Origin of the sequence: Ferrimonas gelatinilytica (assembly GCF_039544205.1) — a bacterium.
GTDB classification, from domain to species: domain Bacteria; phylum Pseudomonadota; class Gammaproteobacteria; order Enterobacterales; family Shewanellaceae; genus Ferrimonas; species Ferrimonas gelatinilytica.
Map to the genome: position 1 here is coordinate 339,971 of NZ_BAABLF010000005.1, position 20,536 is coordinate 360,506.

Genomic DNA, 20,536 nt, shown 5'->3' on the forward strand with positions numbered 1-20,536 from the left:
CCGGTTACCCGGGGCGGCGTTTCTTGTTCTTTGTGGCCCACCAGAAACGCTGGCAGGCCGAGCTTCATGCTCAGACCGTCTCCTGCTGGCTTGGCACGCCCCAGAAACGATCTTCCCGGTGCAGGTCCGACAGGCTCTGGGCCCGACTGATCATCAGCTGGGCCAGCTTCTGCTGCGTGGCGTCGTTGCTGCGCAGCAGGTTCTCCGCCTTGAGTTGCCAGGACAGGGCAAAGTGCCGCACCGCTTCCCGGGGATCCGCGGCGGCGGAGTCCGCCACCATGTCGGTGGGCAGATCGCCACTGAGTACCCAGTACTGGCGTTTGCGAGGACCCTGCTCCTCCATCTTCCAAAGCGCGATCAGCGGCGGCAGCACCCGGCTTTGCTTATCCAGCACCTTGCCCGGCATCACCCCCTTCTCCGCCATAAACCGGTTGGCCTTTTGAAACTGCTCTCGGACCCAGGCTTGTTCTTGTTGTCCGGCTTGCGACATGATCAATTCCCTCTTGCTCTACTTCACACTTCCAAGCGGCCAATTTCCCTGACGTTCACGTTATTGTCAAGTTGGCTTTCCAGCCCGATTACTGTCACCAAGGGATGGATGCTGTGTGATAGCGGGTCCCACTGTTAAGGTTCACACAATTTTGCACGCAAGCGGCCGAACGGATCGGCGCGTCTATCACGGAGTAATCACGGTGGCGATATTTTCACACCCCTCTTTCGACCAACATGAGCAGGTGATGTTTGTTCATGACCAGGCATCCGGCCTCAAAGCGATCATCGCGGTCCACGACACCACCCTCGGCCCCGCCGTGGGCGGTTGCCGGATGTGGCCCTATGCCAATGAAGAGGAAGCGCTGAACGATGTCCTGCGTCTCTCCCGGGGCATGACCTACAAGAACGCCCTGGCGGGCCTCGAGTTCGGTGGCGGTAAGTCGGTGATCATCGGCGATCCCAAAAGCGACAAGTCCGAAGCCCTGTTCCGCGCCTTCGGCCGTGCGGTCCACAGCCTGGGTGGTCGTTACTACTCGGCCGAGGATGTGGGGATCACCACCGGCGACATCATGATTGCCCACCAGGAGACCCCCTACATGGCAGGACTGGAAGGCAAGAGTGGCGACCCGTCGCCCTACACCGCCCTGGGTACCTTCCTCGGTATCAAGGCGGCCATCAAGCATCAGCGCGGCAGCGACTCTCTGGAGGGAGTAAAAGTGGCCGTCCAGGGACTCGGCCATGTGGGCTACTACCTGTGTGAGCACCTGCACAAGGCCGGTGCCAAGCTGGTGGTGTGTGACCTTAACCCTGAGCAGCTGGACCGCGCCGCCACCGAGCTCCAGGCGGAGATCGTCGATCTGGATGCGATCTACCACCAGGATGTCGATGTCTACGCTCCCTGCGCCCTGGGCGCCACCATCAACGACCACACCATCCCCCAGCTCAAAGCCACCATCGTGGCCGGTTGTGCCAACAACCAGCTGGCGGAGCCGCGCCATGGTGAAGCCCTGCGCGACCTGGGGATCCTCTACGCCCCGGACTACGTCATCAACGCTGGCGGCATCATCAACGTCTCCTTCGAGCGGGATTACGATGCGAATGCGGCGGAAGCCAAGGTCCGCAACATCTACGATACCCTGTTGCAGATCTTCCGTCAGGCGGACGAGAGTGGCAAAACCACCGCCGTGGTTGCGGACGAGATGGCCCGAGCCATCATCACCGCCGCTCATCGCTAACCCTTAGGTAATCTTTTCAGGGCGCCCTACGGGCGCCCTGTTTCATTGAGTCGCCCAAAACGGTTCGATAACCAAAGAGTTGGTAAAGCGCTCGGTAAAGGCTGACTGACCGCCATGGTCAACGGCCCGTCCGGACGCCGGCCGCAGAGGCCCTGCAGGGTGCATTTCCCGGGGCTAACCGGTATCCTATGCCCCGTTATTCGTCCCCTTAGAGAACCCTTTTCATGCCCAACTTGCCGGTCCCCAACCACGATACCCTGAGATCCTGGCTGGAACAGAGTCAGATTGAGTATTTCCTGTGCGGCTCCTGTGAAGGCTTGCACCTGCCACAGTTGCAGGAGATCAACGGGATCTATGATGCCAAGATCGAGATCGAAGGGGAGTTCGTCTATCTCTCTGCCTCCATCGAGATCCGTCCTACCGGTCTGATGACCGCCTTCGCCAAGATGAGTGAGCTCAACAGCCAGTACCCGACGCTTAAGATCTTCGTCGAGATGGTGGATGACACCCTGCCGCGGATCCTGCTTTGCCACAACCTGGCGCTCACGCCGGGGATCAGCCCGGACCAGTTCCACTTCTTTGTCAGCGACTGCATCGAACAGATGAGCCAGGCCGCCAAGGAGATCGAGGCACTCAACGTGGTCTTTTATGGTGAAGAGGAGGAGCCGGAGCAGCCCTCGCCCCCGGTTCAGTCCGCCGTCATCATGCACTGAACGACAGATAAAAAAACGCCGGCAAAAGCCGGCGTTTTTACTTGGACATACACACTCGGGATCCCGCATTAGCTGAAGATGAGGGCACCCATCGCCACGATCCCACTCAGGATCGCGGCCGCCGCCATCACCGCGTATTTCACATCGGTATTCACAGTCTGCTTCTCCGCAAAGGGTTGGTATATCCCCCCGCGACCAAGGTTACGGAAACCCGACGATAAATGGGATCGGGATTGGCCCCACCGTGAACCAGATCACAGAGTTTTTCCCATCCCCAGCGCCCCAGTCAACAGTGCCGCAATCCCCCTCGCAACTTCATAGCGCATCGTTATTTTTTCTCCGAGCATCTGTTACCCTTGAGCGGTTGTTCATTTTCAAGGAAAGTCCCATGTCTCAACTCCTGCATACCATGCTCCGCGTAGGCGACCTGGATCGCTCCATCGCGTTTTACACCGACGTACTCGGCATGAAGCTGCTGCGAAAGTCGGTGAATGAAGATTACAAGTACACCCTCGCTTTTGTTGGTTACGGCGAGGAGCGCGAGGGGCATGCCGTTATTGAGCTGACCTACAACTGGGGTGTCGAAGAGTACGAGATGGGAAATGCTTTCGGGCACATCGCCCTGGGATTTGCCGATATCTACGGGGCCTGTGACGCCATCCGTGCCGCCGGTGGCACCATCAGCCGCGAACCCGGCCCGGTATTGGGCGGCTCCACCCACATCGCTTTTGTAGAAGATCCGGACGGCTACAAGATCGAGCTGATCCAGCGCAGCCAGGCCGGCGAGGGGTTAGGCAAAGCGGAATGATCGGCCTGGCTCTCTCATTGCTTTGGGTACTGATGCTGATGCTGATGGGGCCGCTCAACATGCTACCCCATTACCTGGCGGTGAGCATGATTACCCTGCTGCTGTTCGGCCTGGATAAACGCCGTGCCCTGACCGGCGCCCGGAGGGTTCCCGAGGCCCTGCTGCACGGATTTGAGCTGCTCGGCGGCTGGCTCGGTGCCTTCCTCGGCGCACAGATGTTTCGCCACAAGGTCCGTAAAGTTGAGTTTATGACCCGGCTTTACGGGATCACCGCCCTGCACTTCCTCGGCTACGGTGGCTGGCTTATCCTGGCCTGAACCATGCCTAGAGAAAGAGAAAAGCGCCGCAGATCTGCGGCGCTTTTTTACTTTGTCTATCCAGTGGCACAGCCCACCGGGGCAGGTCTTGCTTAGTCGTTTCGGCTCAGACCAAAGTGCTGGTACGCCCGATCCGTCGCCATGCGCCCCCGGGGCGTGCGTTGAAGGAACCCCTGTTGGATCAGGTAGGGCTCCAGCACATCCTCAATGGTTTCTCTCTCCTCACCGATGGCGGCAGCCAGGTTCTCCAGCCCTACGGGCCCGCCGGCAAACTTATCGATGATGGTGGTCAGCATCTTCCGGTCCAGGTAGTCAAACCCCTCCCTGTCCACATCCAGCAGGTCCAGCGCCTGGGCGGCGACGGACTCAGAGATGACACCGTCAAACCGGACCTCGGCAAAGTCACGCACCCGCCGCAGCAGGCGGTTTGCGATACGCGGTGTGCCCCGGCTTCGGCGGGCGATCTCCACCGCACCGGCCGGCTCCATCGAGAGCCCCAGCACCTCGGCGCTGCGTCGGACAATGTCGGTGAGGTCCCGCACATTGTAGAACTCCAACCGCATCGGGATCCCGAAGCGAGCCCGCAACGGCGATGTCAGGGCGCCCGCTCGGGTAGTGGCTCCTACCAGGGTAAAGGGGGGCAGATCCAGTTTGATGGAGCGGGCGGCCGGCCCTTCACCGATCATGATATCCAGCTGGTAATCCTCCATCGCCGGATAGAGCACCTCCTCAACCACAGGGCTAAGACGGTGGATCTCATCGATGAAGAGAACATCATTGGGTTCCAGGTTGGTCAGCAGCGCCGCCAGGTCCCCGGCCTTCTCCAGCACCGGGCCTGAGGTGGACTTAATGCTGACTCCCATCTCGTTGGCGACGATGTTGGCCAGGGTAGTCTTACCCAGCCCAGGTGGGCCAAATATCAGCAGGTGATCCAGCGCCTCAGCCCGGTTACGCGCCGCCTGGATAAAGACCTCCAGCTGTGCCTTGGCGTCATCCTGACCGGTGTAATCGGTCAGCATCTTCGGGCGCATCGCCCTGTCGATCACCGCTTCTTCCCGGCTTTCTACCGGTGCCGCCACCAGGCGATCCGCTTCAATCATCGTTGTTCCCTCAGAGCATCGCCTTCAGGGCGTCTTTAATCAGCTGCTCGGAGCTGACTCCCGGTACAGCCACCTTACCCACCAACTTGGCAGCCTGGGTCGACTTGTAGCCCAGCGCCACCAGCGCGGCAATGGCGTCATCTTCCGGATTGATTGGCGTGGCCAACGTGTCATTGCCCGCCAGGCGGTCTGCGTAGGGTGTAAGCAGCGGCGCACCAAAGTTTTTCAGCCGATCACGCATCTCCACCACCAGGCGCTCGGCGGTTTTCTTCCCGACACCGGGGATCTTGGTCAGCCCAACCACGTTTTCCGCCTGTACCGCATCGATAAACTGTTCCGCCGACATGCCGGAGAGGATCGCCAGCGCCATCTTGGGACCGACACCATTGGTCTTAATCAGCTCTCGAAACAGGGCGCGCTCCTCTTTGGAGGCAAAGCCGTAGAGCAGCTGGGCGTCCTCCCGTACCACAAAGTGCGTGACGATCACCGTTTCAGCCCCAACCTCCGGTAACTGGTAGAAGCTGGACATCGGCATCTGGACCTCGTAACCCACCCCGGCGCACTCCAGCACCACTTCAGGCGCGGTCTTCTCCACCAGCACCCCTCGTAAGCGTCCAATCACAGGAAACCCCTTATCGTTGGCGGCTTCACCGGGCGACACCGGCAAACCACTGTCATTATTTACAGTATAAGTGGGATCCTAACGGCTTTTTCCCTCAGCGTCACCTTTTGTGCACGTTTCTCGCGCTGCCATCCACAACCGGCATGTGCAATGCCCATATCGGTTCGGATTTCACACTATGATAACTTGGCTACTTCCCTCACGGACGTAAGGAATCTTCATCATGACCGCCAAAACCATCAAAGCCCGTGCCGCCGTCGCCTGGGGCCCAGGGCAACCCCTCAGCATCGAAGAGATCGACGTCATGCCGCCGCAGAAAGGCGAAGTGCGCGTGCGGATCCTCGCCAGTGGGGTCTGCCACACCGACGCCTACACCCTCTCTGGCGACGATCCGGAGGGGCGTTTTCCCGCCATTCTGGGCCACGAAGGGGGCGGCGTTGTCGAGTCCGTCGGCGAAGGGGTCATCAGTGTCGCCGTGGGCGATCATGTCATCCCCCTCTACACCCCGGAGTGCGGGGAGTGCAAATTCTGCCGCTCAGGAAAGACCAACCTCTGCCAGCGGATCCGTGAGACCCAGGGACAAGGCCTGATGCCCGATGGAACCTCGCGCTTCTCCAAAGACGGCAAAACCATCTATCACTACATGGGCTGCTCCACCTTTTCCGAGTACACGGTCCTGCCGGAGATCGCTCTGGCCAAAGTGAATCCTGAGGCACCGCTGGAGGAGATCTGCCTGCTGGGCTGCGGCGTCACCACGGGAATGGGGGCGGTGCTCAATACCGCCAAGGTGCAGCCCGGTGATACCGTGGCCATTTTCGGCCTTGGTGGTATCGGCCTGTCGGCGGTGATCGGTGCCGTCATGGCAAAAGCGGGCCGCATCATCGGCATCGACATCAACAACGGCAAGTTTGAGCTTGCCCGTCAGCTGGGCGCCACCGACTGCATCAATCCGAAGGAGTATGACAAACCGATCCAGGAGGTGATCATCGAGATGACCGACGGCGGTGTCGATTACTCCTTCGAGTGCATCGGCAACGTCAACGTGATGCGAAGTGCGCTGGAGTGCTGTCACAAGGGCTGGGGTGAATCGGTGATCATCGGGGTTGCCGGGGCCGGCGAAGAGATCGCTACCCGACCCTTCCAGCTGGTCACCGGTCGGGTCTGGCGGGGTACGGCGTTCGGGGGGGTCAAGGGCCGCTCCGAACTGCCCCAGTTGGTCGAAGACTATCTGGCCGGAAAGTTCCCCCTAACGGATTTCATCACTCACACCATGGAGCTGGAGGCGATCAACGACGCCTTTGACCTGATGCACCAGGGTAAGAGTATCCGCTCGGTTATCCGTTTCGAACAGTGACAGGTCAGGCTGCTCTGATAGCCTCAGGCGGCCCCCTCTTGGGAGCGTCATCGCCGTCGCGACGCGCCAATACGGGCGACCGCCTCTTCGGGCAGATCGTATTGGCGCTGGATATATTCGAGGTTATCGGTCTGGAATCCCACCGCCTCGCGCTGGATCATCAACTGCCGGCAGCATTGGGCTATCTCATCGAGCATCGCCTCTTTGCGCGCCCCTCTGACACCGGCCATGGCGCGATACCGTTCAATGGCACGGGTTAACGCCTGGCCTGACAGGCCCAGCGCACCGCTTTGCTCCCGCATCATCAGGGTTGAGACCCCCTGCTCCTGACGCTCTCGCATCCGACGTACCGACATCCTCCCCCCTTGGCGAACGGGCCGACTACCCTCCAGTGTATCTCAACCGCCGCGGCAGCGTCTCATCGACACTCACTCCGCACGCTGTGACGACCATCGGACAACCCGCGTCGCTTAGAGCTAAGGCGCGTCTCGTGTCTGAGACTCGAGGTCACTCAGGGTCAATACGGTAGCAACCGGTTTACCCCTGACTGTGGCAGGCAGCCACGACGGCGCTTGCGCCAGCCACTGCTGCCACCCATTGCGGGTCTTTTCGGCCACTGCCTCGTTGGAGGTGTCCAGCCAACTTAACCGGCCATCAGGGGCCAGGGTCACCAGGATCTCTGGCAGGGGCAATTTAGTGGCGGCGCCGGGACGGCTGGCCCAGTACTCGGGCCAACTCTTTGGCGGCTGAGCCTCCGTGCGCACCTCGGTGTAACGAATACTCATCCCATCGAGGATCCGCCAGCCCACCTTGAAGGTGCCGACGTCGTAGACTTCGCGATAAACCACCGTTCCGGCCTCGTCAAAGTAGCTCCACTCGCCATCGCGCAGGCCCTGGCGGTATCGCCCGAGGATCTTCACCTGGCCCGAGGGGAAACGACTCTCATAAACCCCCTCTCCGTCCATGGTGAGCGCCTCGCCCTCGGCATTCCAAACCGCCTCGACGACAAACTGGCTCTGAGCACTCGCTTCGCTCTCCTCGGTCGCGCCGGCGTCCGGATGTTGCCCCTCCACTCCCTGCCAATGGCCGACGAGCTTCAACTGCCCATTGGGGTACCACCAGCGCCACTCCCCCTCTTTGCGCCCATTGCGATAGTGCTTCTGGGCCCGCACCGCGCCGTCCGGAAAGTACTCCACCAGCAGACCGTCCCTTTTACCCGCCACCAGGCGCCCCTCCCGGAGTTTGACCTGCTGTAAGTTGATATCCACGAAGGCGCCGTCAGCCAAAAAATGGCGCTCAAGTACCGGCTCAGAAGCCTCGTAGGCCGGATGTCGATCCGCATCCAAGGTATCGGTCGCCGGATCATGCGGCGTCGCAAGCACGGAAAGGCAGAAAAACAGGGGCAAAAGGGGGATTAAGCGCATTTGGGCTGCAGCTCTTAGTCAGAGGAGCCGACAGCCTAGGGGGTGCAGCAGTTCGGCGCAAACGGGAAACCAGAAAGTGTGCCTTGTGTAACAGTTGTTATCCCAAGGCACAACATTCCGGGCCTCAGCGGAGAAACTCTGCCCGGGTTCGCAGATCATCGCGAAAGGCTCCACCGAGCGCAGTAGTGGTGGTGTGAGAGTTGGTATCCATAATCCCGCGTGCCTTAACGCAATAGTGGGTGGCGCGGATGGACACCGCCACATTGTCGGTTTCCAACAGGGTCTGCAGCGCGACCAAGACCTGTCGGGTTAGTCGCTCCTGAACCTGGGGACGCTGGGCAAAAAACCGCACGATGCGGTTAATTTTGGACAAGCCGATGATTTTATCCGTCGGGATGTACGCCACCTTGGCCGTGCCGTCGATGGTCACAAAGTGATGCTCGCAGGTACTCGTGAGGTCGATGTCCGCCACGGTAACCATCTCATCGATGCCCATTTTGTTGTCGATCAGGGAGAGCGTCGGAAACTGCTGATAATCAAGACCCGCGAAGATTTCGTTAACGTACATCTTGGCAATCCGTGCCGGAGTACTTTCGAGGCTGTCGTCGGTTCGGTCGAGGCCAAGCAGATCCATCACAGCCGCCATGTGCTGGGCGATCTCCTCACGCTTCTGTTCAGCACTGAGCCCGATGTTGATCATCGGGGTTTCCAAACCGGCGGCTTCGAGGGCGCCGCGAACTTTATTCGCATATTCCGAAACCATTGGAGCTCCCGTTTTTCTGCTAGCAGTCGTCAATGTACGCACAGTGTAACCCTAAGGTTCACAGCGACGACAGTTCAGTGCGGAATTTTTCAAAACCGCTACGAATTAAGGGATTATCGGTCTGGGACTCACAAACCGTTGGCTGGCTTCCTGTGCATCGGCCGCGGATTCAAGCTTTGGCAACAGGGAATATCACAAAGTAGGAGCAAGGCCTGAAACACCCGAAGTATCAGGCCAGCGCTCAGGTTTTACTCTTAGCCGGCTTCCCGGCCCAGGGCCTCCATCATAATGAGGCCGATAAACAAAACCGCCGCGATAACGTAGGGCCAAGAGGTCAAGGCTTCCGACTCCAGAGTGGCATACAGCCCCAGTCCCACCACGATGGTTCCCAATACTGCACTGCTATCTTTGATGCTCATATTCCCGCTCCCTGAATGGCCGGCAGCGTCCACCGGCAAACCTTAGTAATTGTCGGGCGCAGCTTATTCCCGCAACTAAAAGCAAACAAGAACAACATCAATTTCACAACATTGAGTAAACTTCCCGGCTGTAAAACAGGGTTGCCACCCCAAAACGGACAGAAGAGCCATCCTCTGCAAATTCATTAATGACTTACCCATTTCACCGCCAGAACTGATTAAGTCAGGGCAAAGTGTGTCCCGAGGTATTGCGACCATTTCCTGTCGAGTGAAACGGAATTAAGGAAAACACCATTCAGGCCCATTTGTGGGCTAGGATACTCCCGCCTTGAAGTCGCCCGGCAATAACAGTGCAAAAGCCTCCTGAACAGAATTTAATATGCTCTTGATTCAATTAGACATCGATTCAGGCCTGAGTCATTCGCCACCGTGAGACCCAGATTGCGATTTCCCGGCCCCGTCTGCGGAATGAAAAAAACGGGCCTGGGCCCGTTTTTTATTTGATGCCCCGAAATGGGACTCTGTACCTGTGCGCAGTTCAGGGTGTCGTTAGGGCAGATTCCCATCGGCACGGGAAGACCGATAACATCGCGCCCTAATCAACACCCTTTTGCGAGTGCGCTCCGGGCTTAGCGGTCCAACGCTGCATCCAGCCCAGGACATGGTGATACCACTGCGCCAAGTTATCGGGGTCGAGGATCCAGTGATTCTCGTCCTCCCACACCACCATCTCGGCAGGGATATTCTTGCGCTTCAGCACCGTAAAGGCGGCCAATCCCTGCTCCAGGGGTACCCGGTAGTCCTTGGCACCGTGCAGAACCAGCATCGGCGTACGCCAGTTGTCGATAAGATTCACCGGGTTAAAGCGCTCATAGCGCTCAGATTGCTCCCAATAGGGGCCACCAAACTCATACTCCGGGAACCAAAGCTCCTCGGTGACCATGTAGAAGCTGCGCATGTCGAACAAGCCCGCATGGTTCACCAGACACTTAAACCCCTCTGGCCAGTTCCCGGCGATCCAGTTCATCATGTATCCACCGTAGGACCCCCCGGCGGCGCAGGCATTAGCAATATCCAGCCAGGGCTGCTGCTCGCCCACCGCCTTTAACCCTTTCTGCAGGTCCTCCAACGGCTTTCCGCCCCAATCCTTGGAGATAGAGTGGGTAAACTCAGCGCCATAGCCGGTGGAACCATGGAAATCGATCATCACGGTACCAAAGCCCGCGGCCGCCCACAGTTGGGCGTTCCAACGTCCATGCCAGCGGTTACCGAAACTGCCCTGAGGGCCACCATGCACCAGGAAAGCCACCGGATACTGCTGTCCCTCCTGGTAACCTACCGGCTTGATCCAGTAGCCGTGAACCACTTCATTGTTCCAGCCCTTGAACTGGAACTGCTCAAACTCTCCCACCTGCAGATCGGCCATTTTATCGGCATTGATGGCGGTGAGCGGGGTGACCTGCTGGCCGCTGCTCGTTGCCATGTAGAGATCCGTCGGGTTGGCCAGATCATTTTGGGTATACACCAGCTTGCCACCGGCGGCGCCCACCAGGCGATTGCTGCCTTCGGTGAGCAGGGGGCGCACATCACCGAAGCGTACGTCGATGGCGAAGAGGCTGACCTGACCAACGTCCTGTGCGGTGACATAAAGGGTGTGGCTATCCTCACCGAAGGTGATGCTGGCGGCGCTGCGATCCCACCCCGGTGCCACTTCACTCACCTCGCCGCTGCGCAGGTCTTTAAGCATGATGCGAAAGCGATCCGACTCGTAGCCGGGAATGCTCATGGCGGTCCAGGCCAGGTAGCGCCCATCCGCTGAGAACACCGGATGGGCATCCCAGGCCGGGTTATCCTCGGTCAGGTTCACCGGCTCACCACCACCGACGGGCACCTGCCAGAGATCGTAGTTGGTATGCCAGGCCTGATCGGTCCCCGGCGCCTTGGCGGAGAACACCAGGTGCTGACCATCTGGGCTGAAGGCCACCTCCTCCATGCCGGAGAAGGGCCGGGGCGGAACTTCCGTATCCCAACCCGCCGTGACCACCACGGGTTCACCCAGGCGCTGCTCCAACAGCGGCGCCACCAACAGTTGGTTGCGCAAACCATCGTTCCACTCGTCCCAGTGACGCACCATCAACTCGGTATAGTGGCGACCCTGAGCCGCTCGCTCATCCTGTTGTGTTGCCTTTTTCTCCGCACAGACCAGGTCTGCACAGGTAGGATGGAAGCGCACCTGCAACGCCACCTGCTCGCCGCTCGGGTCCAGTTTGAAGCCGTCGACGGGGAGTGGCAGATCGGAGATCTGACGGGCCTCGCCACCGCCAAGAGGCAGGTACCAAAGCTGGCTGGAGCCGGAGCGACCGGCGAGGAAGTAGATCCCCTCACTGTCGGGCGCAAACTGGACACTGTGCTCCCTCCCTTCGTCGAAGGTCAGTTGAGTGACCCGGTCCGGTGTCGCCAGTGATCGAAGGTAGAGCTCGGAGCGCTTGGTTTCCCCCTGCACCTCCGTTACGCCGTACACGACCTGACTGCCGTCCGGTGACAGGGCAGCAGAGTGCAACTTGTTTAACTGGTTGAGGGCCTCCACCGTCAAGGGGGCCGCGCCCGCAGAGAGCGCTGCCAGGGTCAGCGGCAGCGAAGCGATCCATGGATTCATCGTCATGTCCTTTTGACTGCCCGCGCACGAGCAGAACTGAAATAGCGTTTACGGATTGAAATCGAAAGAAACTTTTCCACAGGTATTACGGGGATTCAAGTCGGGAGGGGGAGTGCGCTCTCACGGCGCTGGCAACTGTGCTATCCAGCGTGAGTGCAGAGGGTTTTCGATGATGCCACTGGCAGCACAATGAAAAAAAGTTTCATCCGTTGGCATGAAATTCGCTGCAATGACAACAACTTTCCATCGTGGCTCTGGCACGGCCGGATAAGATCGGTAGAGTCCTGACTTTTGCTTTTGGACCCGAGAGCCTTACCCTCCATGATCTTCGCTGTCTTCGCGTTCTGCGGGATCGTCTCCCTGCTGGCCTGCTGCACCTTCACCCTGATCACCCTGCACCGACAGTGGGAGCTTCTGGAAATCTTCCTGGGAATCATAGTGACCGCCGCCACCGTGGGGGGCTCCAGTCTCGCCTGGCTGTGGCACCATCTACTGGCCTGATGGACCCATTCACAGCCATCTCTTTCGGTTACAGAAACGAAAAAGCGGCCCCTTATCGGGGCCGCCTGAGGTTTATCCATTGACGGCTTGCCGTCCCCGGACACTCAACCCATCTGGGCGATCTCGCCGCGCCAGAAGGCGGGGCCGGTTTCATGGACGTTGTTCCCTTCGGCATCCACGGCCACGGTCACCGGCATGTTCTCCACTTCGAACTCGTAGATCGCCTCCATGCCCAGATCTTCGAACGCCACCACGCGGGCCTTCTTAATCGCCTTGGCCACCAGGTAAGCCGCGCCCCCTACCGCCATCAGGTAAGCGGACTTGTGGCGGGCGATGGACTCGACCGTCGCCGGGCCGCGTTCCGCCTTGCCGATCATCCCCATCAGGCCCGTCTCCGACAGCATCTGCTCGGTAAACTTGTCCATCCGGGTGGCGGTGGTGGGGCCAGCCGGACCCACCACCTCGTCACCCACCGCGTCGACAGGGCCAACGTAGTAGATAAAGCGGCCACGGAAATCCACCCCTTCCGGCAGGCCTGCGCCGGAGTCCAGCATCTCCTTGATCCGCTTGTGGGCAGCATCGCGTCCGGTCAGGATCTTGCCGTTGAGCAGCAGCACATCACCGGCCTTCCAGCTGCGCTGCTCCTCGGGTGTCAGGGTATCCAGGTTGACCCGCTTGACCTTCTCCCCCACCTCCTGGGTGATCTCAGGCCAGTCCTCCAGGCTGGGCACCGGCAGCTGCGCCGGGCCGCGGCCGTCGAGGTGGAAATGCACATGGCGGGTGGCGGCACAGTTGGGGATCATCACCACCGGCTTGGAGGCCGCATGGGTCGGTGCCGTCTTGATCTTCACATCCAGGACGGTGGTCAGTCCGCCCAGGCCCTGGGCACCGATCCCCAGTTTGTTGGCACGGTCGAAGATCTCCAGCCGAAGCGCCTCATCGGCGTCCTTGGCACCTCGGGCCTTGAGCTCATGGATATCGATATGCTCCATCAGCGCCTCTTTGGCCATCACCGCCGCCTTCTCGGCGGTGCCACCGATCCCGATCCCCAGCATGCCCGGGGGACACCAGCCCGCACCCATGGTCGGCAGGGTTTTCTCCACCCACTCGGCCACGTCGTCGGAGGGATTGAGCATCACCATCTTGGACTTGTTTTCTGAGCCGCCTCCCTTGGCGGCGATCATCACCTCGACCTCGTCACCGGGAACCATCTCGATATGAACGACGGAGGGGGTGTTGTCCTTGGTGTTTTTGCGAGCGCCGGCGGGATCGGCAACGATGGAGGCACGCAGCGGGTTATCCGGGTTGGTGTAGGCGCGGCGTACCCCCTCATCCACCATCTGCTGCACCGTCAGATCACTGTCCCACTGCACCTGCATCCCAATTTTAACGAAACAGGTCACAATCCCGGTGTCCTGACACAGGGGACGGTGCCCCTCGGCGCTCATTCGGGAGTTGATCAGGATCTGTGCCATGGCGTCCTTGGCCGCCGGGTTCAGCTCCTTTTCATAGGCGGCATTAAGCGCCTGGATGAAATCTTTCGGGTGGTAATATGAGATGTATTGCAGCGCGTCAGCGACTGAGCTGACGAAGTGCTCTTTCTGGATCACAGCCATTGAATACTCCAGGGCTTCCAAGCCCGCATCACGGTTTAACCGGTTGGTGAACCGGCCGTTTTCGGTGCGGCTATGATAACCGAGCCCCCCAATGGCGCCAACACCCGTGAGCCAGGTCACGCCTCCGTGATAAACTGCCCAAGGATAGGGCCACCCGGATCGCTGAGGATACACCGCTCAGAGCACCACTTGAGTCATTGTCTGGAACGGCGCTGACGCCCGTGGTGGGTAGCATGGGAGGAGACAATGCCCGCTCGAGGTTCTCACTGTACGCCGCCATCGAACACCCGGGGCTTCACGCCCTTTGGGGCACGATCACTGGCCGAGCCCCACTGGCTGACCCTGCCACTTTTACTGTTTATCCTCGGGACAGGGTGCAGTGCCAATCCGGCACCGGCGCAACCTACCGCCCCAACAGCGGTCACCCACTGGAGTATCAGCGCCGCTCCGGAACCTTTGCGCTACACACCGCAGCGTGGTCTTGCGCCCCTGCCACAGAGCCCCCGCTACGGTCCGCCAAGACCGGGGTACGCCCCGTTTCACCTCTATCCCCCCTACTCGCCCGCAACGCCGCCGATCCGGGGGCTAATCCCGCTGCAACGCCCCACGGGTCCCATCCAGTGGGATCGCAACCCAACGACTCTGCCCTCGATCGAGCAAAGGCCAGCGTTACCGCACCGCTATGTGCCCGGTCGTCAGCCGGTTCAACCCGTCCCCGAGGTGATTACGCCGGCCAATCAGCCCCCAGACTACCTGACGCCCAAACCCCCGGTGCCCGCAGTTATCGGACCGCCAAGGCGCAGCCCGGTCCAGCCGCGCCCCTTGTTGCGTCCGGTCCCGCCTGTGGTGGTGCCCCGCCCGACCTCCCCGGTGCGACCGCGTTAGCCCAGAGGATTAAGCTCCTTCGACCTCAGTGTTGAGCAACTGACGCTATGACATTCAACGCGCTTTGGGCCAAAGACACCTATCACCGCATACACGCACCGCACACGAAAAAGGCGCCCACATAGGGGCGCCTTCTGATGACAATGCCAGAACCTCTTCTTCGGAACCCTTAGAACCGGTAGTTCAGGTTGAGGGTGAAGGAGTCGCGGCTCGGCCCCAGGTTGTAGATCCCGGTGATCCGGTAGTGTTTACCAAACTGCTTGTTAAAACCGATCAGGCCGGTCCAGCGATCCACGTTGACGCCAACGTCGAAGGTAAAGTTGTCGAAGGGGCCCACGGGACCCAACTCGCCTCGCATGTAGTCCTTAAGGCCCTGGTACTCCGCACCCACGAAGATCTGGGCGCCCCAGTCCACCATCTGGTAGCCCACCATCGGTTGTGCCGTTACAACGGCCGAGCCATCGCCGGTGCCCCCTTCGAGCTTGGTCCGGGTGTAAGTACCGGTCAGTGACGCGAAGAACTGCTTGTAGCCAATGGAGAGCGTGGTGCCAATCCCGGTGAGGTTGTAGGTCAGATCCAGCGGCACGTGCAGCATCTGCTCCTCGACAATAGGCTTGATGCACTGACCAGCAACCTCAATCGCGCAGATCCCCTTAAACTTGGCAGCCACATCCGCGTCGATATTTACCTTACCCACCAGGCCGTAGACGTTCCAAAACGGAAGAATGTTCACGTCACCACGGAAGGTCACGCTCTCCGCGTTCACCGAGGCGGTGGACTCGGCAGGATCGAAGAACACCTCAAGGACCTCCGGGGGCAGGTCCAGGACACTGAAGCTGTTAAAGCCCACATCCATGTTCTGATTACGGTAGGACATGGACACACCGAAGGGCAGCGGCAGGTCAATGCCCTTGCGGCGCACCATATCACCCATCAGCGGGAAGGTACGACGCAGTTTGACCTTGGTTTCGCGGACCCGCGGGTCAGATACCCGACTGAGCAGATCCTCGTCAGCCACCAGGGGTTGACTGTCGCTGTCGTAGTAGGCCACGGGCAGCACTTCAATATGCTTGGTTACCGGCTTTCCTTTCACCGTGCCTTCGAGTCGAACCCGTTTCCTCTTTACAACCACCTTACCACTGGGCAGCTGCGCGAACTCGGTGCGCTGGTGGTAGCTGTCCACCTTAATGCCCGCGAAAGTAAAGGGTTTGTCATTGGTCAACTCCATGCTAACCACTTCACCGTCCACTACCCGCATCTCGGCACGAACGTGACGGAAATAGCTGATATCCTGCGGCAGAGCGAAGCGTGAATAGCTGAATTTGATGAGGGTTTCACCGCCACCGAGATCCGTCACCTGCAGCGACTTCTTGTCGTAGGTCTCCGCGTATTGGTTGAGTCGATACTCCAACCGGACCATCTGCTCGATGTTCTCTACCAGGCGCTCGTCCTTATGGACAAGACCCGGCTCATACTTGATCCGCAGATCGATATTTCCCTTTTCATCAGTGCTTTGCACCAGGAAGGCCTGGGTTCGGGCCTCCTCCCCATCGGTGATGGTGCGCTTGTCCACGAACTGCACCAGATGGGCGTCGGTCGCCAGGCTGGTGAGGCCCAGAGTCGGAACGTACTCAGGCACACCAAGGGTCTCAAGCGCCAACTCGGCTGCTTCTTGCTCCTCGGACTCCTCGCGACCCTCACTACGACTGGTCTTGGCTTCAGCGGCAGCCTGGAACAGCATCAGGCAGGCGGTGACAAGGAATAGGTAGAGATATCGAACAGGTTTCAGATCGGTCATTACATACTCGGTTAGTGATGCGAAATGGTGACGCTCGTCGCGGCGGGGCCCGACGGAAAACCTCCCCTTTCTCCGCGGCTGGCTGCAAAGCGATGGCGGGCGTGGAAGGCGATATCCCTATCTGTGGTGGGAGCAACCGACGGTGCTGTGAGTCCGGCTTACGCCAATCCCTTCGACCTGAAGCGTTCGAGGTTCAATGTCGCTGCTCTATGCCTCTGAAAAGGCGTGCGTACCTTACCGATCGCATTGGCCAAAAACCAATCGATATGCCATTTCTGTGACATGGTAAACATTTTTTACCAGCGGGATTGGGCCATACAGTTTCCATACAGTTCAATCACATAGGGAGAGGTTGAGTCGCTTGCGCATCGAAATGGCGAGCAACACACGTCCGTGTGTCGAGGGGCTTATCCGGGATGGCCGAAAGGGTTATCTGACCTCGCCTGGGGGATCCCAAGCGAAGTCGCTTACCAGTTCAAAATGAAAGCTGTGGATACGAGTTTGGCGCCAGCCCGGGGTCTTTGGTGGGCCAATCCCAAGCCAGTGAGCCAAAGCCCTCCTCAACCCGGGGGCAGAGGTGAGCCAATCATGGAAGGGAGGGCCTAGCGGTACCGCCCGCCGATACGCACCGAGGCTCTGCCCGCCAGGGCCACCAGGCCGCGCTGCATATGGGCATGAGTGATGGCGATCGCCAGGGCATCCGCCGCGTCCGCCTGGGGGGCGGCAGGCAGTTTCAGCAGCTGGGTAACCATATGCTGGATCTGCGGCTTGCTGGCACCGCCGGTACCCACCACGGCATTTTTGATCTGGGTGGGGCTGTATTCCGACACGGGCAGCGCGGCGTTCATCGCCGCCACGATGGCTGCCCCCCGGGCCTGGCCCAGTTTCAACGCCGAGTCCGCATTGCGCCCCATAAACACCCGCTCGATGGCAAACTCGTCCGGCTGGAACTGACGCACCAGCTCCGAGACACCGTCGTAGATGATCTTCAGGCGCTCTGGCAGATCCTGCTCCGGCAGCCGGATGCAGCCACTGCCCAGGTAGTCGAAGTGACGACCACGGAAACGAACCACGCCATAACCGGTCAGGCGCGAGCCAGGGTCGATCCCCAGGATGATACTCATCCGACCGCCCTAGCCCAGCTGCGCCATGACGTCATCGGAGATATCGCCGTTATGGTATACCTCCTGGACATCGTCATTGTCTTCCAGCACATCGATCAACCTGAGCAGCTTGTTGGCAGTATCCAGATCCAGGTCGGTTTTGGTCGCCGGTACCAGGGTGACCTCGGCGTTGACCGCCTCCAGTCCCGATGCGTCCAGTGCATCCTTTACCGAGCCGAACGCTTCCGGCGTGGTATACACATCGATGCTGCCATCATCGCTGCGGATGACGTCATCGGCACCGGCCTCAAGGGCCAACTCCATCACCCTGTCCTCATCGGTACCGGGCCCGTAAGAGATCACCCCTTGCTTGCTGAACAGGTACGCCACGCTGCCATCGGTCCCCAGGTTGCCACCGGCCTTGGTAAAGGCACTGCGGACCCCGGACACGGTACGATTGCGGTTATCGGTCATGGTCTCCACCATCACCGCGGTACCCCCCGGCCCGTAACCCTCGTAGATGATGGTTTCCAGTGCCTGACCTTCCAGCTCTCCGGCTCCCCGCTTGACCGCTCGCTCGACGGTATCCCTGGGCATGTTGTTGGAGAGAGCCTTGTCGATGGCAGCACGAAGCCGGGCGTTGGCATCCGGATCGGAACCGCCCTCACGGGCCGCCACCGTAAGCTCACGAATGAGCTTGGTGAAGATCTTGCCCCGCTTGGCGTCTTGTGCCGCCTTGCGATGTTTGATGTTGGACCATTTACTGTGTCCGGCCATAAAAAATTTCCTCCATAGATTTCCTTAGGTTAAGCCTGTTCCCAAGGAAAACAAACCCGGCGCGATGGCCGGGTTTGTGGGCACTCAGAAACGTCTGAGTCAGTCTTGCTGATCCTTGGCGATGGTCTGGATCCCCAGCTCCATCAGTTGCTCAGGATTGGCCTGGCCCGGCGCATTGGTCAGCGGGCAGGCTGCGGTGGTGGTTTTCGGAAACGCCATCACTTCACGGATCGACTCGGCACCGACCATCAGCATAACCAGGCGATCCAGCCCGAAGGCGAGGCCGGCATGAGGCGGAGTACCAAACTTGAGCGCATCCAGCAGGAAGCCAAATTTCTCTTTGGCTTCCTCATCGGAGATCCCCAGCACGCGGAAAGCTGCGGCCTGCATATCGGCCTGGTGGATCCGGACGGATCCCCCACCAACTTCACAGCCGTTGAGCACCATGTCGTAGGCATCGGAGATCGCACCGTCCGGATTGTCCTCCAGCTCCTGCGGGGTCATGTTCCGGGGTGCGGTAAAGGGGTGGTGCAGGGCATAGTAACGACCGTCTGCCTTTTCAAACATCGGGAAGTCCACCACCCAAAGGGGTGCCCAACCATCGGCCACCAGGCCAAACTCTTCACCGGCCTTGAGTCGCAGTGCGCCCATGGCATCCGCCACCACCTTGGCGCTGTCGGCACCGAAGAGGATGATGTCCTCCCCCAGGGCACCGGTGCGTTCGACGATCCCGTTGACGATCTCGTCCGAGAGGAACTTGGCCACCGGGGACTGCACCCCCTCGATCCCCTTACCGGGCTGGTTGATCTTCATCCAGGCCAGACCCTTGGCACCGTAGATCGCCACGAACTTGGTGTACTCGTCGATCTGCTTGCGGGAGAGGGACGCGCCTTTGGGGATCCGCAGCGCCGCTACCCGACCTTCCGGGTCGTTGGCGGGACCGGAAAACACCTTGAACTCAACGTCTTTCAGCAGGTCCGCCACGTCCACCAGTTCCAGTGGGTTACGCAGGTCCGGCTTGTCGGAACCGTAACGGCGCATCGCCTCCTCGTAGCTCATGTGCGGAAACTTCGGCAGATCCACGTTGAGCATCTTTTTGAAGATGGTGCGGATCATCGCCTCGGTGGTCGCCATCACCTGCTCGGCGCTCATGAAGGAGGTTTCGATGTCGATCTGGGTGAACTCCGGCTGGCGGTCGGCACGCAGATCTTCGTCGCGGAAGCATTTGACGATCTGGTAGTAGCGATCCATGCCGGACATCATCAGCAGCTGCTTAAACAGCTGGGGCGACTGTGGCAGGGCAAAGAACTGCCCCTTGTGGGTCCGGCTGGGTACCAGGTAATCCCGTGCACCTTCCGGTGTCGCCGCAGTGAGGATCGGGGTTTCCACATCCAGGAAGCCCTCTCCATCGAGGAACCGGCGCACTTCGGAGGTGAACTGGGCGCGGAACTTGATCTTCTGTGCCATCTCCGGTCGACGCAGATCCAGGTAACGATACTTGAGGCGCTGCTCTTCGGAGACATCGGTGTTGAAATCGATGGGGAGCACATCGGCCTTGTTGATGATGCTCAACTCTTTGCCCAGGATCTCGATCCCCCCGGTGGCCATGGTCTTGTTCACCTGGCTTTCCGGACGCAGACGCACACGGCCTTTTACCTGAACGCAAAACTCTGCCCGCAGGCTCGATGCAGTTTCAAACACTTCCGGCAGATCCGGATCATAAACCACCTGAACCACGCCCTCACGGTCGCGCAGATCGAGGAATACGACGCCACCCAGATCACGGCGGCGGTTGACCCAGCCGACCAGGGTGACTTCCTGGCCATCCAGGGCCTCTGTGACTTGTCCACAATAATGGCTGCGCATCGACAGCTCCTGTTTCTTAATGCGATGAGTCGACGACGCCCAGGGGCACCGTCACGGGAATTTTCAAAGCCGGCATTATAGAGAAAA

20 protein-coding genes are annotated in these 20,536 nt (G+C 59.8%); 7 read left to right on the forward strand and 13 right to left on the reverse strand.

The genetic code is table 11. The annotated features are described in order from the left end of the window. Positions 1-70: 70 nt before the first annotated feature. Positions 71-490, reverse strand: coding sequence for a DUF4826 family protein (locus ABD997_RS03890; RefSeq protein ID WP_345315700.1), 420 nt, complete (start codon positions 488-490; stop codon positions 71-73). Positions 491-692: 202 nt separating this feature from the next. Between ABD997_RS03890 and ABD997_RS03895 the strand changes: the two genes are divergently transcribed. From ABD997_RS03895 to ABD997_RS03910, 4 genes are all read left to right on the forward strand, one after another. Then, positions 693-1,727 carry a Glu/Leu/Phe/Val dehydrogenase dimerization domain-containing protein gene (locus ABD997_RS03895; RefSeq protein WP_345315701.1) on the forward strand — a complete coding sequence of 345 codons (1,035 nt, stop codon included), beginning with the start codon at positions 693-695 and terminating at the stop codon, positions 1,725-1,727. Between the two features lie 224 nt (positions 1,728-1,951). Next, positions 1,952-2,440 (forward strand): YbjN domain-containing protein, encoded by a 489-nt coding sequence (locus tag ABD997_RS03900; RefSeq protein ID WP_345315702.1) that lies wholly within the window; start codon positions 1,952-1,954, stop codon positions 2,438-2,440. 388 nt (positions 2,441-2,828) lie between these two features. Beyond that, positions 2,829-3,248, forward strand: coding sequence for a lactoylglutathione lyase (gloA, locus tag ABD997_RS03905; RefSeq protein WP_345315703.1), 420 nt, complete (start codon positions 2,829-2,831; stop codon positions 3,246-3,248). Further along, on the forward strand, positions 3,245-3,565 hold the full coding sequence (locus tag ABD997_RS03910; protein WP_345315704.1) for a DUF1294 domain-containing protein: 321 nt from the start codon (positions 3,245-3,247) through the stop codon (positions 3,563-3,565). The genes gloA and ABD997_RS03910 overlap by 4 nt, the downstream gene beginning before the upstream one ends. A gap of 92 nt (positions 3,566-3,657) precedes the next feature. On the opposite strand, the gene ruvB is transcribed toward ABD997_RS03910, so the two are convergent. Continuing rightward, positions 3,658-4,665 carry a Holliday junction branch migration DNA helicase RuvB gene (ruvB, locus tag ABD997_RS03915; RefSeq protein ID WP_345315705.1) on the reverse strand — a complete coding sequence of 336 codons (1,008 nt, stop codon included), beginning with the start codon at positions 4,663-4,665 and terminating at the stop codon, positions 3,658-3,660. 10 nt (positions 4,666-4,675) lie between these two features. Continuing rightward, positions 4,676-5,287: a Holliday junction branch migration protein RuvA gene (gene ruvA, locus ABD997_RS03920; protein ID WP_345315706.1), complete on the reverse strand. Its 612-nt coding sequence runs from the start codon at positions 5,285-5,287 to the stop codon at positions 4,676-4,678. Between the two features lie 223 nt (positions 5,288-5,510). Between ruvA and ABD997_RS03925 the strand changes: the two genes are divergently transcribed. Further along, positions 5,511-6,641, forward strand: coding sequence for an S-(hydroxymethyl)glutathione dehydrogenase/class III alcohol dehydrogenase (locus ABD997_RS03925; protein ID WP_345315707.1), 1,131 nt, complete (start codon positions 5,511-5,513; stop codon positions 6,639-6,641). Between the two features lie 47 nt (positions 6,642-6,688). Here the strand turns inward: ABD997_RS03925 and ABD997_RS03930 are convergent, their stop codons facing one another. The 5 genes from ABD997_RS03930 to ABD997_RS03950 form a co-directional block, all read right to left on the reverse strand. Further along, a complete protein-coding gene (locus ABD997_RS03930) occupies positions 6,689-6,997 on the reverse strand; it encodes a hypothetical protein (RefSeq protein ID WP_345315708.1) in 309 nt (102 codons plus the stop codon). 120 nt (positions 6,998-7,117) lie between these two features. Continuing rightward, on the reverse strand, positions 7,118-8,065 hold the full coding sequence (locus ABD997_RS03935) for a toxin-antitoxin system YwqK family antitoxin (protein WP_345315709.1): 948 nt from the start codon (positions 8,063-8,065) through the stop codon (positions 7,118-7,120). A 124-nt stretch (positions 8,066-8,189) separates the two neighbouring features. Then, a complete protein-coding gene (gene folE, locus ABD997_RS03940; RefSeq protein WP_345315710.1) occupies positions 8,190-8,828 on the reverse strand; it encodes a GTP cyclohydrolase I FolE in 639 nt (212 codons plus the stop codon). Between the two features lie 254 nt (positions 8,829-9,082). Next, positions 9,083-9,247 carry a hypothetical protein gene (locus ABD997_RS03945; RefSeq protein WP_345315711.1) on the reverse strand — a complete coding sequence of 55 codons (165 nt, stop codon included), beginning with the start codon at positions 9,245-9,247 and terminating at the stop codon, positions 9,083-9,085. A 595-nt stretch (positions 9,248-9,842) separates the two neighbouring features. Continuing rightward, positions 9,843-11,903, reverse strand: a complete 2,061-nt coding sequence (locus tag ABD997_RS03950; protein WP_425557038.1) for a S9 family peptidase — start codon at positions 11,901-11,903, stop codon at positions 9,843-9,845. A gap of 321 nt (positions 11,904-12,224) precedes the next feature. Between ABD997_RS03950 and ABD997_RS03955 the strand changes: the two genes are divergently transcribed. Next, positions 12,225-12,404 (forward strand): hypothetical protein, encoded by a 180-nt coding sequence (locus ABD997_RS03955; protein WP_345315713.1) that lies wholly within the window; start codon positions 12,225-12,227, stop codon positions 12,402-12,404. A gap of 104 nt (positions 12,405-12,508) precedes the next feature. Here ABD997_RS03955 and ABD997_RS03960 read toward each other — a convergent pair whose 3' ends face one another. Further along, positions 12,509-14,020 (reverse strand): fumarate hydratase, encoded by a 1,512-nt coding sequence (locus ABD997_RS03960; protein WP_345315714.1) that lies wholly within the window; start codon positions 14,018-14,020, stop codon positions 12,509-12,511. Positions 14,021-14,266: 246 nt separating this feature from the next. Here ABD997_RS03960 and ABD997_RS03965 point away from each other — a divergent pair, with 246 nt between their 5' ends. Then, a complete protein-coding gene (locus ABD997_RS03965; RefSeq protein WP_345315715.1) occupies positions 14,267-14,905 on the forward strand; it encodes a hypothetical protein in 639 nt (212 codons plus the stop codon). A 169-nt stretch (positions 14,906-15,074) separates the two neighbouring features. Here ABD997_RS03965 and ABD997_RS03970 read toward each other — a convergent pair whose 3' ends face one another. The 4 genes from ABD997_RS03970 to aspS all read right to left on the reverse strand — a co-directional run bounded on the left by ABD997_RS03970 (position 15,075) and on the right by aspS (position 20,449). Continuing rightward, positions 15,075-16,703 carry a hypothetical protein gene (locus ABD997_RS03970; RefSeq protein WP_345315716.1) on the reverse strand — a complete coding sequence of 543 codons (1,629 nt, stop codon included), beginning with the start codon at positions 16,701-16,703 and terminating at the stop codon, positions 15,075-15,077. Positions 16,704-17,305: 602 nt separating this feature from the next. Beyond that, entirely contained in the window at positions 17,306-17,827 is a 522-nt protein-coding gene (gene ruvC / locus ABD997_RS03975; RefSeq protein ID WP_345315717.1) for a crossover junction endodeoxyribonuclease RuvC, read from the reverse strand. Between the two features lie 9 nt (positions 17,828-17,836). Continuing rightward, positions 17,837-18,583, reverse strand: a complete 747-nt coding sequence (locus ABD997_RS03980; protein ID WP_345315718.1) for a YebC/PmpR family DNA-binding transcriptional regulator — start codon at positions 18,581-18,583, stop codon at positions 17,837-17,839. A 99-nt stretch (positions 18,584-18,682) separates the two neighbouring features. Next, on the reverse strand, positions 18,683-20,449 hold the full coding sequence (gene aspS, locus ABD997_RS03985; protein WP_345315719.1) for an aspartate--tRNA ligase: 1,767 nt from the start codon (positions 20,447-20,449) through the stop codon (positions 18,683-18,685). Between the last annotated feature and the right edge of the window lie 87 nt (positions 20,450-20,536).

What these genes read in the sequence shown, in the direction of transcription:
- ABD997_RS03890 (WP_345315700.1), bottom strand. Translation starts at nt 490, where the DNA reads ATGTCGCAAGCCGGACAACAAGAACAAGCCTGGGTCCGAGAGCAGTTT.
- ABD997_RS03900 (WP_345315702.1), top strand. Translation starts at nt 1,952, where the DNA reads ATGCCCAACTTGCCGGTCCCCAACCACGATACCCTGAGATCCTGGCTG.
- gloA (WP_345315703.1), top strand. Translation starts at nt 2,829, where the DNA reads ATGTCTCAACTCCTGCATACCATGCTCCGCGTAGGCGACCTGGATCGC.
- ABD997_RS03910 (WP_345315704.1), top strand. Translation starts at nt 3,245, where the DNA reads ATGATCGGCCTGGCTCTCTCATTGCTTTGGGTACTGATGCTGATGCTG.
- ruvB (WP_345315705.1), bottom strand. Translation starts at nt 4,665, where the DNA reads ATGATTGAAGCGGATCGCCTGGTGGCGGCACCGGTAGAAAGCCGGGAA.
- ABD997_RS03925 (WP_345315707.1), top strand. Translation starts at nt 5,511, where the DNA reads ATGACCGCCAAAACCATCAAAGCCCGTGCCGCCGTCGCCTGGGGCCCA.
- ABD997_RS03930 (WP_345315708.1), bottom strand. Translation starts at nt 6,997, where the DNA reads ATGTCGGTACGTCGGATGCGAGAGCGTCAGGAGCAGGGGGTCTCAACC.
- ABD997_RS03935 (WP_345315709.1), bottom strand. Translation starts at nt 8,065, where the DNA reads ATGCGCTTAATCCCCCTTTTGCCCCTGTTTTTCTGCCTTTCCGTGCTT.
- folE (WP_345315710.1), bottom strand. Translation starts at nt 8,828, where the DNA reads ATGGTTTCGGAATATGCGAATAAAGTTCGCGGCGCCCTCGAAGCCGCC.
- ABD997_RS03945 (WP_345315711.1), bottom strand. Translation starts at nt 9,247, where the DNA reads ATGAGCATCAAAGATAGCAGTGCAGTATTGGGAACCATCGTGGTGGGA.
- ABD997_RS03950 (WP_425557038.1), bottom strand. Translation starts at nt 11,903, where the DNA reads ATGAATCCATGGATCGCTTCGCTGCCGCTGACCCTGGCAGCGCTCTCT.
- ABD997_RS03955 (WP_345315713.1), top strand. Translation starts at nt 12,225, where the DNA reads ATGATCTTCGCTGTCTTCGCGTTCTGCGGGATCGTCTCCCTGCTGGCC.
- ABD997_RS03960 (WP_345315714.1), bottom strand. Translation starts at nt 14,020, where the DNA reads ATGGCTGTGATCCAGAAAGAGCACTTCGTCAGCTCAGTCGCTGACGCG.
- ABD997_RS03965 (WP_345315715.1), top strand. Translation starts at nt 14,267, where the DNA reads ATGCCCGCTCGAGGTTCTCACTGTACGCCGCCATCGAACACCCGGGGC.
- ABD997_RS03970 (WP_345315716.1), bottom strand. Translation starts at nt 16,703, where the DNA reads ATGACCGATCTGAAACCTGTTCGATATCTCTACCTATTCCTTGTCACC.
- ruvC (WP_345315717.1), bottom strand. Translation starts at nt 17,827, where the DNA reads ATGAGTATCATCCTGGGGATCGACCCTGGCTCGCGCCTGACCGGTTAT.
- ABD997_RS03980 (WP_345315718.1), bottom strand. Translation starts at nt 18,583, where the DNA reads ATGGCCGGACACAGTAAATGGTCCAACATCAAACATCGCAAGGCGGCA.
- aspS (WP_345315719.1), bottom strand. Translation starts at nt 20,449, where the DNA reads ATGCGCAGCCATTATTGTGGACAAGTCACAGAGGCCCTGGATGGCCAG.